This window comes from Buttiauxella noackiae ATCC 51607, assembly GCF_001654865.1.
GTDB lineage: Bacteria > Pseudomonadota > Gammaproteobacteria > Enterobacterales > Enterobacteriaceae > Buttiauxella > Buttiauxella noackiae.
In genome coordinates this window covers 140,609-153,354 of sequence record NZ_LXEO01000017.1, presented here as the reverse complement: position 1 = coordinate 153,354, position 12,746 = coordinate 140,609, and the positions used below count along the sequence as shown (strand labels likewise).

Below are 12,746 nucleotides of genomic sequence, written 5' to 3'. Positions count from 1 at the left end.
TCACTTTGAGTTATGCAAGGCGCATGACCCAGGCATCAGATTTTTGGTCGTAATGTTGACGGTAGAGGACTGAATGTTCGCCATCGAGGACGGCGGGAATGCTTGTTTCATCATCCCAGGCATCAAGTTGCATGCACAGGTCCGGGTCGGATTTACAAGGGATGCTCAATGTGCGGTCCCCTTGCTGCTCGCCATGTAATTCAGCATCATCAATTTCGAAGATGCCTATTCGTACGCTAGTTTTCGTCATCTCGCTCTCCTTGGGTCTGAGTACGTGTGGTATGACCAGTAAGGTCTCCCACAGTAGAGCGTAGACAAACGTACAAAAACTGCAAACTACATGGTGACTATTTTTTACACATCAGCCCCTGGCTGCAAACAGTTTTCCGTCGCGAACCAATTCACGCGGGTAGCTATTTTTCAGGCGAGAGCCCACCTTTCTTGCCAGACCAAGAGGTTGACCCTGGTATGTCACGACAACCTCATTTAGCGCGGGGGGCAATTCGGGGTAAATATCGCGACCGTGATACCACTCGTCCGCTTCAAATTCAGTAAGTGCAAATCCTAGCGGTGAATCGCCAGGCACCAGGGCTATGACGGCCTCATGCTGCCAGCGGTAACCTTTGTTGTATTGCTCTGCAAGGCGCAAACCAATGCGTGAGAAACGAACCTGGCCGAACAAAGAAACGATCTCTTTCGGGAATAACCAAATTTCTTTGTCTCGTTGCCAAAGCTGTTGGTCATCCTGCCAGATTATTCCCGATTGTTTTGCTGCCGCGCGGACTTCCGCAGCTTGCTTCCCATGCATGGGTACAAACGGGAATTTCCCCACTTTATAACCGGGGGCCGGGAGCGCTTCTACGGACGCAGTTTTACGCAGACGCGCAACGAAGAATCCTTCGCAATCGTAAATTTGCGGGAAAACATGCAAGTAGCCTTCGGCAGTAATAGCTTTATTCGCCTCCGGGAACAGATCGTTAAGCGGGGCGATTTCAACTGCATCAGGCCACTCATCCAGTAACCACTGGCAAATCTGCTGATTCTCTTCACGGTTTAAAGTGCAGGTGGAATAGATCAATGTACCCCCGGGGCGCAACGCATGGAAAGCACTGGCAATCAGTTCACGCTGCGTATCGGCAATACTGGAGGTGCTTTCTGGTGTCCAGTTTCGCAGGGCGTCAGGGTCTTTACGTACCACACCTTCACCTGAGCAGGGCGCATCCAGCAAAATTGCATCGAAACACTCCGGGAGCGCAGCACCAAACACGCGGCCATCGAAATGCGTCAAAGCGACGTTGCTGATACCACAGCGGCTGATGTTAGCGTGCAGCACTTTCACCCGGCTGGCGGAATATTCATTGGCTAGAATCGCGCCATGATTGTTCATACGCGCTGCAATTTGTGTAGTTTTGGAGCCAGGAGCCGCGGCGACATCCATAATCCGATCCGGTTGATTACCGTCAGCAAACAACGCCGCAACGGGCAACATTGAGCTTGCTTCCTGGATGTAAAATAAGCCACTCAAATGTTCGGCAGTACTACCCAGTGGCAGGCTTTCTTCATCATCACGTTCAATCCAGAACCCTTCTGCGCACCACGGAATGGGTGTCAGATGCCAGTCATAAGAGGCGACCAGCGCAAGAAAATCGCTGACCGAAATCTTGAGGGTATTAACACGCAAGCTGCGACGCAGCGGGCGCTGGCAATACTCAATAAAGCTCTCGAGCGTTTGATCTGCCGGGAGTGCGTCGCGAATAACATCAAGAAAAGCTTGCGGGAGAAAGGCGGTGTGAGAGTGAGCCACTAAGGAAGTCCAGAAAAAAATGAAGGAGGGATTGTAACACAAACGCCCCGGTGAGACACCGGGGCGAAGGTATTAGCGAGGCAGTGCGGTGCCCCATTGACGCCACTCTTTAGGTTCACTTTCCTCTAAAAGGAAGTGTTTACCCGTTTCCGCTTTCGGTGCCAGTGGTATACCCGGCGGTGTGGCGAATGCGATACCACCGCGGATGAACTGGTTGAAGGTACCGGTTTTCACTACACCACCCGTCAGACCGAAATCGAGACTATAACCAGAGGCCAGCCAGAATACGGAGCTATCACGCACCAGATGCTGGAAGCGTTTGCTGATACGCAGGCCGACCATCACACGGTCAGAAAGATTGCCGAGAGTTAATCCGGTTACCGTACCGACTTCGATGCCACGGAACAGTACTGGCGTGCCGATGTTTAGTGCGCCTGCTTCAGTCACTTCGACAACGATATTCAGACCGTCTGAATAGCGGGAGTCAGTAATAGAGGCTTCCTGCAATTCGAAGTCACGGCGTGCTGCGCCGCGACCTGGTTCAACGTTTATGTACGGCTGGAGAATAGTATCGAGATTATCCACGCCGGAGGCCGAAATTTTCGGAGTGACAACAGAGAAGCGGGTGCCGCTGCGAGCAAATGTCTCTACAAACTCAGGGTAGAGCACCGCTTTGGCTTCTACTTCACTGCGAGAAGCTGTCAGGTTCAGCGACTCAAGCTGCCCAATATTTATGCCTAGATAACGGATTGGCATACCGGCAGAAAGTTTACCGGCATCGAAAGTGTGCAGCGTGATCTGACTCCCTACCGCACGGGCGGCAGTTTCAGAGGCGTACAGCATTCGTTTGTCGCCTTTTTTCAGGCCGACGCTGGCGCCACTTAAGTTGTCGAAACTGATAGCCCCTTTTAAGGCACGCGAAAGCGGGGAGGCCTGGACGGTCAGACCGCTGCCATTGAGCTGCACACGAGCACCACCTTCAGCCCAGAACACGCTATTGGAGGTCAGCAAGCTGCGGTATTCCGGTTTGATGTTTACATCAATGTCAAAACTGTTAGCCCGGGGACGTACGCTGATGATTTCCCCAACCTGGAATTTACGGTACAACACCACGGAGCCGGTCTGAATATCAGGTAGGCTGGCCGCCGTTAACGTCAACGTGGTTGTTGGTAGGTCGCTCAGGCTGTTTTCCACCGCCTTTTCAAGGTTGGCATAGAGCGGATAGCTCTCTTTCATAGCGCCTTTGTTACCTGGAATGACTCTGACACCGCCGTTGATCCACTCGCTGGCACTGGCACCTAAAAGTTCAACGCCATCGATACCCATTTTCACATCAATACGGCTGTTGACGACGAATTTGCTGTCGCCCTGAATCAAATGCCGATATTCAGGATCAATGGCTGCAGAGAAGGTTACGCCTTTGGCCGATAATGTGCACTCAAGAATCTGCCCCACCTGCACGCCATGCAAAATAATCGGCTGACCTGCATCTATGCCATAGCTTTCCGGTGCCGTCAGGTTGAGAGTCAGAACATCAGGCTGCTGCAAGAGCGTTTTATCGCTTGGGAAAACCACAAAATGGTTTTGTGGTTCACCTTCACCGGGCACCAATTCAAAGGTACTTCCCGTTAACAGGCTGCTGATATTCGGGTTGCTGAGGGAAATCTTAGGGCTGCGTAACTCAATGCGTGTTCCGCTCCGCATCAGATTGACCACGCTTGGGTCTACCGTCATTTGGCCGGTTACCGTGCTGCCTGGATTGAGGTTTAGTTTGGTCAGCGTTCCGACTTCAAGTCCTTGATACATCAGAGCAGTTGAACCCGCGTTTAAGCCTTGTCCGCTTGGCAAATCAAGATCGATGATTACGCCGCGCTGGCTATGCGCCAAATCTTCATACAGACCAAACTCATCATCCGCTTTGGCTACGGCTGAGTTTTCCGGTGAGTCGAAGGCGATAGCGCCGTTGACCAATGCCGCCAGGCTTTCTAGCTGAACCTGCGCACCGGAAAGGCTTACGTTAGCTTTTACGCCGGATACATTCCAGAAACGGCTGCCTTTTTTCACCAGTTGGGTGAAGCGGCGTTCAATAAGCACATCAATGGTAACTCCCTGCTTATTGTTATTAATGGTGTAGTCATACACACGGCCTACCGGGATTTTGCGGTAATAAACTAGCGATCCACTGTTAAGCGAACCTAAGTCAGGAGCATGAAGATGAATCATCAACTCGCCGTTATTCAGGCGATATTTCGGTTGGGTATCGAGCGCGGAAAAATGCTCCTGCGGCTCGCCTTTACCTGGCATCATGCCAATATAATTCCCGCCTACTAACGCATCTAGCCCAGAAACCCCGGCCAGCGAAGCTTTCGGTGTCACCAGCCAAAATTGCGTATCTTCACGTAGCGCGTCTTTCATATCGCTTTTGACGCTAATTTTAACTTCTATTTTGCGCAGATCTTTACTTAGGCTGACGCTTTGCACCGTGCCCACTTCAACACCCTGGTAGCGTACAGGGGTGCGCCCGGCGACAATGCCGTCGGCTGAAATAAAATCAATGGTCGCCGTGGTACCTCGCTCTTCCCAGGTTGTCCAGATGAGCCAACTGGCAATCATCAGGGCGATAATTGGCAGTAACCAGAAGGGCGAAATTCGGCGTTTTGTTTTAATTCGCGCTTCAGTCGGTGAAGCGGGCATTTCCTGACTCATGTGCGTCCCAAAGTAGTCGGCTATCCAGCCATTCGACTGCAAGAATAGTTAAAATAACCGCTGCGCCAAAATAAAACGCAGCAGGTCCCATAGTAAATGCCAGTAATTGATCGCGGTTAACCAGCGACATCGTTAGCGAAATAACAAAGAGGTCTAAAATTGACCAGCGGCCAATCCAGGTAATAAAGCGTAGCAGTAAAATTCGTGTTCTAAGTCCTCGCTCGCATTTGAAATGAATGCTTACCAGCAATGAAATCAGTACGATGACCTTAGTGAAAGGCACCAGAATACTGGCAATGAAAACTACTGCGGCAACGGCAACATTACTGCTGGCGAGGGAGATAATACCGGAAAGGATCGTATCTTCCTGACGTGAACCATTGACGTAAAGAATCGAAATTGGCAGCAAGTTGGCAGGCAGTAGGAAAATTAACGAACCAATTAATGCTGCCCAGGATTTTTGTAAGCTGTGGCGACGGCGAGCTCTTAACGGTACATGGCAACGCGGGCAGCGCCCACGGTTGTCAGGCACTCCTGTGAAATGGCATCCCAGGCAAACTCGTAATTGGGGACTCCATGCTCGAGGAGGTCGCTGGGGATAAAAGCGAGCCCATAACTGTTCTACATTCAGGTGAATTAGCGTCAATAGGCTCAGCACCACTAATGCGATAAATGCCACAAGACCCACGCCTGGTTGAATAAATGCAAACTCTCTGACTTTGATGCAGGCCACACCGATAGCGACCAGATAAATATCTAACATTACCCATTCTTTGAGCTTATCAAGCATGAGTAATACCGGGCGTAAATTCATCCCAAGAATATTACCAAAGTAGAGGTAAACGATAGCGGCAACTAATGTTGCAGGCGCACCCACCGCACAGAACAACACCATTGCGGCTGTGAGGGGATCACCCTGGCTAGTCATCTGCCATATGCCCTGAAATAAGTTGGCATCTATTCGCGTCCCCAATAAATAGATGCGTACCAGAGGCTCGGAAAAAGCGACAGGCATCAGCAATAGCATGGCAATTGCCATAGCGGCCAGACGAGTAAGTGACCAATCGCGCCCATGGTAAACTTTGGCATCGCAGCGCGGGCAATACGCGCTCTGCGAGGATTTAACCGACGGTAACGAGAAAAGTGTATCGCATTGGGGGCAACGCTGATAACGTGCCTGCGGTACAGCATGGCTAATGGCGTGTATTTTCATGTGTCATCGTAAACAGGGAAAACCGCTGGTGCATGGGGTATCTCAATGAGTTATGAAATATTCGTTAAGCGTATAGTAATTCATTGAATGATACACCTTGTGGCATAAGGCATTTAATGCTTATTTTACTATGCTATGCAGTTGAGTAAGACAACATACTATGGTTAATCAATGAACAAAGAACAATTTTACGCGGACTTGAACCGCGATTTCAGTGCATTAATGGCAGGTGAAACAAGCTTTTTGGCGACGTTGGCAAATACCAGCGCGTTGCTGTTCGAACGTCTCGAAGGCGTTAACTGGGCAGGTTTTTATCTATTAGAAGGCGAGACTCTGGTTCTGGGACCTTTCCAGGGCAAGATTGCTTGCGTCCGTATCCCGGTAGGAAAAGGTGTTTGCGGTACAGCGGTTTCCACTAAAAGCATCCAGCGCATCGAAGATGTGCATGCTTTTGATGGTCACATCGCTTGTGACGCTGCCAGCAACTCCGAAATTGTCCTGCCACTGACGGTAAATGGCGAGTTAATAGGTGTTCTGGACATTGATAGCACGGAGTTCGGGCGCTTCACACCTGAAGACCAACTCGGCTTATCTCAACTGGTAACGCAGCTTTCGCTGACGCTTGCCGATACGGATTTTAAAAAATTCTTCACTCGTTAGCATGATAAACAACGGATAACGTGGCATTTGCCGATAGCGTCATTATAATGTCGCCTGTTCATGCCTGCGGATTGTTGGCAACTCCGTTGTAATCAGGAAATTTCATGGAAAATCAACCTAAGTTGAATAGTAGCAAAGAAGTCATCGCCTTTTTGGCAGAGCGTTTCCCACAGTGCTTTAGCGCTGAAGGTGAAGCCCGCCCCCTGAAGATTGGTATCTTCCAGGATTTGGTCGCGCGCGTTGAAGGGGAGATGAGTCTCAGTAAAACTCAACTTCGTTCCGCGTTACGTCTTTACACTTCAAGCTGGCGTTACCTGTACGGTATCAAAGTCGGCGCAATCCGTGTTGATCTCGACGGTAACCCTTGTGGTGAACTCGATGAGCAGCACGTTGAGCATGCTCGTAAGCAGCTTGAAGAAGCAAAAGCTCGTGTTCAGGCACAGCGTGCAGAGCAGCAAGCGAAAAAACGTGAAGCGGCTATTGCTAAGGGCGAAACCGTTACTGATAAGCCTCGCCGCGAACGCAAGCCTCGTCCTGCTCCGCGTCGTCCAGAAGCTACAGAACGTAAACCTCGTGTAGAAAAACCGGCGCCGCAAGCTCCGCGTGAAGAAAAACGCACTCCGGTTACAGACATTTCTGCTTTGCAGGTGGGTCAGGCAATCAAAGTCAAAGCGGGTAATAACGCGATGGATGCCACCGTACTGGAAATTACCAAAGATGGCGTCCGTGTACAGCTGACTTCTGGTATGGCAATGATCGTACGCGCAGAACACTTGCAGTTCTGAAACGGAGGCCAGACCCGGGCATGAACAAATTCTTTAAGCGTACGGCTGTCGCTAGTCTGTTGTTTCTTGCAGGTAGCGCACTGGCCGTCGAAAACATCACGCAAGTTTCTCAAATCCCGCAGTTAAAGGAAGAGACACAGCATGCAACAGTGAGTGAGCGTGTAACTTCACGCTTCACCCGCTCGCATTATCGTCAGTTTGACCTGGATGAAAATTTTTCCGCAAAAATTTTCGATCGCTACCTAAACCTCCTCGACTATAGCCACAACGTGCTGCTTGCCAGTGACGTTGAGCAGTTTATGTCGCGGAAAAAACAGATTGGCGATGAATTGCGCACTGGGAAACTGGACGTATTTTACGATCTCTACAATCTGGCCCAACAACGTCGTTTTGAACGTTATCAATACGCGTTAAAGGTGCTGGAAAAACCAATGAATTTCACGGGTAACGATACCTTTAACGTCGACCGCAGCAAATCGCCGTGGCCTGCAAACGTTACAGAGTTAAATTCCCTGTGGGATAGCAAAGTTAAGTTTGACGAGCTGAGCCTGAAACTGACCGGCAAAACCGATCAGGAAATTCGCGAAACGCTGACCAAGCGTTATCAGTTCGCCATTCGCCGTCTGGCTCAATCCAATAGCGAAGATGTTTTCTCGCTTGCGATGACCGCCTTTGCCCACGAAATCGACCCGCATACCAATTACTTATCGCCACGTAATACAGAACAATTCAATACCGAAATGAGTTTATCTCTGGAAGGTATTGGTGCCGTGCTGCAAATGGACGATGACTACACGGTTATCAACTCGATGGTAGCGGGTGGCCCTGCTGCGAAAAGCAAAACGATTACCGTTGGTGACCGTATTGTTGGCGTCGGCCAAACAGGCAAACCTATGGTTGATGTGATCGGCTGGCGTCTTGATGATGTTGTTGCGCTGATCAAAGGGCCAAAAGGTAGCAAGGTTCGCCTGGAAATCTTACCTGCAGGTAAGGGGACTAAAACACGTGTAGTTACGTTAACTCGTGAACGCATTCGCCTTGAAGATCGCGCCGTCAAATTGACGATAAAAACGGTTGGTAAAGATAAAGTGGGTGTGTTGGATATTCCGGGCTTCTACGTTGGTCTGACAGATGATGTCAAAGTCCAGCTTCAGAAGATGGAAAAACAGAACGTGAAGGGCGTGATCATCGATTTACGCTCTAACGGCGGCGGTGCATTAACCGAAGCTGTCTCACTTTCTGGCCTGTTTATCCCAAGTGGCCCAGTTGTTCAGGTACGTGATAACAACGGTAAAGTGCGTGAAGATAGCGATACTGACGGCGTTGTCTACTACAAAGGTCCGCTGGTTGTAATGGTTGACCGTTTCAGTGCTTCAGCTTCTGAAATCTTCGCAGCAGCAATGCAAGACTATGGTCGTGCGCTGATTGTAGGTGAGCCTACCTTCGGTAAAGGCACTGTTCAACAGTACCGTTCTTTGAATCGTATTTATGACCAGATGCTGCGTCCGGAATGGCCTGCGCTTGGTTCTGTGCAATACACTATCCAGAAGTTCTACCGTATTAATGGCGGAAGTACTCAGCGTAAAGGTGTAACGCCGGACATCATGATGCCTACCGGTACTGAAGAGACTGAGACTGGTGAGAAGTTTGAAGATAATGCGCTCCCCTGGGATAGCATTAACGCCGCTACCTACGTTAAGTCAGGCGATCTGACTCAGTTTGAGCCGCAGTTGCTTAAACTGCACCAGGATAGAATAGCAGCCGATCCTGAGTTCCAGTACATCATGAAGGATATTGCTCGCTTCAATGCCCTGAAAGATAAACGTAATATTGTTTCCCTGAATCTTGCTCAGCGCGAGAAAGAGAATCAGGAAGATGATGCTACGCGCCTGGAGCGGATTAATGACCGCTATAAACGAGAAGGAAAAGCGCCGTTGAAGAAACTCGACGACCTGCCGAAGGACTATCAGGAACCTGATCCTTATCTCGATGAAACGGTTCATATCGCGCTGGATTTTGCAAAAATGCAGCAAGATAAACCAGCTGAGCAACCCGCTCCTGCTAAGTAACTCCTCCAACGGGCACAAAATTTTGTGCCCGTTTTTTTTATCTCCATCAAGCCGCGTAAATCAACCTCTTCTTAAATGTAAAGTTATGTATTATTAACTACTTGGCAACGATGAATGCTTGAAAATAGCAAGCTTGCCCCTACGATGTGGGGTAACGCAGAATGCGTATTTTTAACCGAGGTAAAAAGAAAATTATGATGCGTATCGGGCTTTTCCTGTTGACCAACCTGGCAGTCATGGTCGTTTTCGGGCTAGTGCTAAGCCTGACGGGGATCCAGTCGAGCAGCGTACAGGGTCTGATGATCATGGCGGTGTTGTTTGGCTTTGGTGGTTCAATCATCTCCTTACTGATGTCCAAATGGATGGCATTGCGTTCAGTGGGCGGGGAAGTGATTGAGCAACCACGTAATGAAACAGAGCGCTGGCTGATGGAAACAGTGCGCCAACAGTCTCAGCAAGCGGGTATCGCGATGCCGCAGGTGGCTATTTACCATGCGCCAGATATTAATGCGTTTGCCACTGGCGCTCGTCGTAATGCATCGCTTGTTGCAGTGAGCACCGGCCTTCTGCAGAACATGAGCCGTGATGAAGCAGAAGCGGTTATCGCACACGAAATCAGCCATATCGCGAATGGCGACATGGTAACCATGACGCTTATTCAGGGCGTGGTGAACACCTTCGTAATCTTTATTTCTCGTATCATCGCGCAAGTCGCTTCTGGCTTCTTGTCTGGTAATCGGGATGAAGGTGAGAGCAACAACGGCAACCCGTTTGTCTATTTTGCTATTGCGACCGTACTGGAACTGGTATTTGGTATTCTGGCGAGCATCATCACAATGTGGTTCTCACGTCATCGTGAATTCCATGCTGATGCCGGATCTGCAAAGTTGGTCGGTCGTGAAAAAATGATTGCCGCACTGCAGCGCCTGAAAACCAGCTATGAACCGCAAGAAGCCAGCAGCATGATGGCGTTTTGTATCAATGGTAAGGCGAAGTCTATGAGTGAATTGTTCATGACTCACCCGCCGCTGGATAAGCGTATTGAAGCGCTGCGTAACGGCGAATATTTGAAGTAGTCGTAAGTCGCAATGAAAAAGCGTGCCATCGCTGGCACGCTTTTTTTATGCCTGTGATGGCGTAGGTTGGGACATGCGTAAACTGCTGACAATAGCCGCGATGGTTGCAAAGCTCCCTGCCAGTAACAGCGAGGCATGCGTTCCGTGAGTCGCGAAAAGGTTGAACATCAGAGCCACCAGAGCTGCACCGCAACTCTGGCCTAACAATCGAGCCGTGCCTAACATGCCACTGGCACCGCCGCTGCGGTTACGCGGTGCTGAAGAAATAATGGTGTGGTTATTCGGTGACTGGAACAAACCGAAACCAGCGCCACACAAAAGCATGCGCCAGATGATATCGATATCGGTAGGGTTGTGCGGTAACAACGCCAAAGCAAATAAACCGAATGCCATAACAACAAGCCCGAGTCCACCCAGCAGCCCTGCATGTACTCGTCCAATCAAATGACCAGCAACAGGTGCCATTATCATTGTTGCAATTGGCCATGGTGTGAGAAGCAGACCCGTTTCTACTTCGCTGCGTCCTAACGTTGATTGCAAGAAAAAGGGAAGCGAAACCATCGCTAACATTTGAGCGGCGAAGGAACATACGGACGTTCCTATAGATAATGAAAATACTGGAATACGCAATAAATCTACGGGTAACAGAGGGAAGGGGAGTTTCAATTGGCGGCGAATAAAGAAGAAGCCAATCACACTTAATGCAACGAGTTCTGAAATGATCAGCCAGCCTGACTGCCCTTGGGCAAAACCACTAATTGCCGAGATCAACAGGCCGAACGTCAAGGCATTCATAATCGCGCTGGGAATATCGAAGCGTTGGCCCTGTGATTTTTGTTGATTGGGAGGCAGAAAACGAATTGCTAACAATAGCGCGAGAATGCCAATTGGCACATTAATCAAAAACAGCCATTTCCAAGACGCAACAGAAAGAATAGCTGCGGCAATAGTTGGCCCGGCAGCTGAGGATACGGCGACAATAAACGAGTTTATCCCCATTCCACGACCGAGATATTTTTGCGGATAGATAAGCCTAATCAGAGCAGTATTGACGCTCATTAATGCGGCACCGCCAAAGCCCTGAAGCACACGAGCGAATGTTAACATGGGCAATGAATTCGACAGCGCACAAAATAGTGAAGTCATGCAGAACAAAACTAGCCCGCATTGATATATCCGGCGATAGCCAAAAATGTCACCTAAGAAAGACATCGACAGTAACGAAACAATTATTGCGATTTGATAGCTATTCACTATCCAGATTGATTCTGCCGGGCTGGCGTTTAGTTCTCGGGCAATAGTTGGAAGTGCTACGTTTGCGATCACGCCATCCAGAACTGCCATTGTGATACCCAACGCAATGGCCAAAATAGCACCATAGCGCTGTGGTATTGGAAGCCCATCAGCAAGGGTTTTATCCATAAGGGAAATTTAAATTCATGGGTGATTTATTCGAAGAGCAATAATAATAGCACTAAATTTAAGGGATATGTCGCAGATTTGTAACGAAATAGAATAGATTCATTGCGATGACATGGTAGTCAACTTATACTAAAAACCAGTTCTGATTTTTATAAAACAAATGCGATCGAGGTGATTTAATGGCTATCGCAGATCTGGATAAACAACCTGATTCTGTCTCTTCTGTCCTGAAAGTTTTTGGCATTTTACAGGCGCTTGGCGAAGAACGCGAAATTGGTATTACTGAATTATCGCAACGCGTAATGATGTCAAAAAGCACCGTCTATCGCTTTTTGCAGACTATGAAATCCCTGGGTTATGTCGCTCAGGAAGGCGAATCTGAAAAATACTCGCTTACCCTAAAGCTGTTTGAGCTTGGTGCGCGTGCATTGCAGAACGTTGATTTAATTCGTAGCGCAGACATTCAAATGCGAGAGTTATCGCGTCTGACGAAAGAAACCATCCACTTGGGTGCGTTGGATGAAGACAGTATTGTCTATATCCATAAGATTGACTCTATGTACAACCTGCGCATGTACTCGCGCATCGGTCGTCGTAACCCGTTGTACAGCACCGCGATTGGTAAGGTGCTTCTGGCGTGGCGCGATCGCAATGAAGTGCGTGAAATCCTTGCTGATGTGGAATATAACCGCAGCACTGAGCGCACTATCATGAGCACTGACGAATTGTTGGACGTTCTGGATACCGTGCGTGAGCAGGGCTACGGTGAAGATAACCAAGAACAGGAAGAAGGTTTACGCTGCATCGGCGTCCCTGTTTTTGACCGATTTGGTGTCGTTATTGCTGGTTTGAGTATTTCATTCCCGACACTTCGTTTTTCTGAAGACAGGCTCCATGAATATGTAGCGATGCTTCATGACGCAGCCCGAACTATTTCTGAACAAATGGGTTATCACGAGTACCCATTTTGATGAAATAGAAAACGCCGCTATTTAGCGGCGTTTTCTTTAT

Annotated in this window: 10 protein-coding genes; 5 read left to right on the top strand and 5 right to left on the bottom strand. The window is 49.1% G+C overall.

From position 1 onward, the window contains the following. Window positions 1-10 precede the first annotated feature (10 nt). The 4 genes from M979_RS08185 to yebS form a co-directional block, all read right to left on the bottom strand. Window positions 11-250, bottom strand: coding sequence for a YebV family protein (locus M979_RS08185; protein WP_034455162.1), 240 nt, complete (start codon window positions 248-250; stop codon window positions 11-13). 111 nt (window positions 251-361) lie between these two features. Then, entirely contained in the window at window positions 362-1,804 is a 1,443-nt protein-coding gene (gene rsmF, locus M979_RS08180; RefSeq protein WP_064554403.1) for a 16S rRNA (cytosine(1407)-C(5))-methyltransferase RsmF, read from the bottom strand. 72 nt (window positions 1,805-1,876) lie between these two features. Beyond that, the gene (locus tag M979_RS08175) at window positions 1,877-4,510 is read right to left on the bottom strand and encodes a PqiB family protein (RefSeq protein ID WP_064554402.1); all 2,634 of its coding nucleotides are present in this window, start codon (window positions 4,508-4,510) and stop codon (window positions 1,877-1,879) included. Further along, on the bottom strand, window positions 4,479-5,723 hold the full coding sequence (gene yebS, locus M979_RS08170; protein WP_064554401.1) for a membrane integrity lipid transport subunit YebS: 1,245 nt from the start codon (window positions 5,721-5,723) through the stop codon (window positions 4,479-4,481). Before yebS ends, M979_RS08175 begins: the two co-directional genes overlap by 32 nt. A 171-nt stretch (window positions 5,724-5,894) precedes the next feature. Between yebS and M979_RS08165 the strand changes: the two genes are divergently transcribed. The 4 genes from M979_RS08165 (at window position 5,895) to htpX (ending at window position 10,313) form a co-directional block, all read left to right on the top strand. After that, window positions 5,895-6,383, top strand: a complete 489-nt coding sequence (locus tag M979_RS08165; protein ID WP_034455169.1) for a GAF domain-containing protein — start codon at window positions 5,895-5,897, stop codon at window positions 6,381-6,383. 104 nt (window positions 6,384-6,487) lie between these two features. Beyond that, a complete protein-coding gene (gene proQ, locus M979_RS08160; protein ID WP_064554400.1) occupies window positions 6,488-7,168 on the top strand; it encodes an RNA chaperone ProQ in 681 nt (226 codons plus the stop codon). Between the two features lie 20 nt (window positions 7,169-7,188). Continuing rightward, window positions 7,189-9,237 carry a carboxy terminal-processing peptidase gene (gene prc, locus M979_RS08155; protein ID WP_064554399.1) on the top strand — a complete coding sequence of 683 codons (2,049 nt, stop codon included), beginning with the start codon at window positions 7,189-7,191 and terminating at the stop codon, window positions 9,235-9,237. Window positions 9,238-9,431: 194 nt separating this feature from the next. Then, the gene (gene htpX, locus M979_RS08150; protein ID WP_034457026.1) at window positions 9,432-10,313 is read left to right on the top strand and encodes a protease HtpX; all 882 of its coding nucleotides are present in this window, start codon (window positions 9,432-9,434) and stop codon (window positions 10,311-10,313) included. 45 nt (window positions 10,314-10,358) lie between these two features. Here htpX and M979_RS08145 read toward each other — a convergent pair whose 3' ends face one another. Then, the gene (locus M979_RS08145; protein ID WP_064554398.1) at window positions 10,359-11,735 is read right to left on the bottom strand and encodes an MFS transporter; all 1,377 of its coding nucleotides are present in this window, start codon (window positions 11,733-11,735) and stop codon (window positions 10,359-10,361) included. A gap of 179 nt (window positions 11,736-11,914) precedes the next feature. Here M979_RS08145 and kdgR point away from each other — a divergent pair, with 179 nt between their 5' ends. Continuing rightward, on the top strand, window positions 11,915-12,706 hold the full coding sequence (kdgR, locus tag M979_RS08140) for a DNA-binding transcriptional regulator KdgR (protein ID WP_034455177.1): 792 nt from the start codon (window positions 11,915-11,917) through the stop codon (window positions 12,704-12,706). Window positions 12,707-12,746: the final 40 nt, after the last annotated feature.

Coding starts and splice junctions, on each gene's coding strand:
- M979_RS08185 (WP_034455162.1), bottom strand. CDS start 250: ATGACGAAAACTAGCGTACGAATAGGCATCTTCGAAATTGATGATGCT.
- M979_RS08175 (WP_064554402.1), bottom strand. CDS start 4,510: ATGAGTCAGGAAATGCCCGCTTCACCGACTGAAGCGCGAATTAAAACA.
- yebS (WP_064554401.1), bottom strand. CDS start 5,723: ATGAAAATACACGCCATTAGCCATGCTGTACCGCAGGCACGTTATCAG.
- M979_RS08165 (WP_034455169.1), top strand. CDS start 5,895: ATGAACAAAGAACAATTTTACGCGGACTTGAACCGCGATTTCAGTGCA.
- proQ (WP_064554400.1), top strand. CDS start 6,488: ATGGAAAATCAACCTAAGTTGAATAGTAGCAAAGAAGTCATCGCCTTT.
- prc (WP_064554399.1), top strand. CDS start 7,189: ATGAACAAATTCTTTAAGCGTACGGCTGTCGCTAGTCTGTTGTTTCTT.
- htpX (WP_034457026.1), top strand. CDS start 9,432: ATGATGCGTATCGGGCTTTTCCTGTTGACCAACCTGGCAGTCATGGTC.
- M979_RS08145 (WP_064554398.1), bottom strand. CDS start 11,735: ATGGATAAAACCCTTGCTGATGGGCTTCCAATACCACAGCGCTATGGT.
- kdgR (WP_034455177.1), top strand. CDS start 11,915: ATGGCTATCGCAGATCTGGATAAACAACCTGATTCTGTCTCTTCTGTC.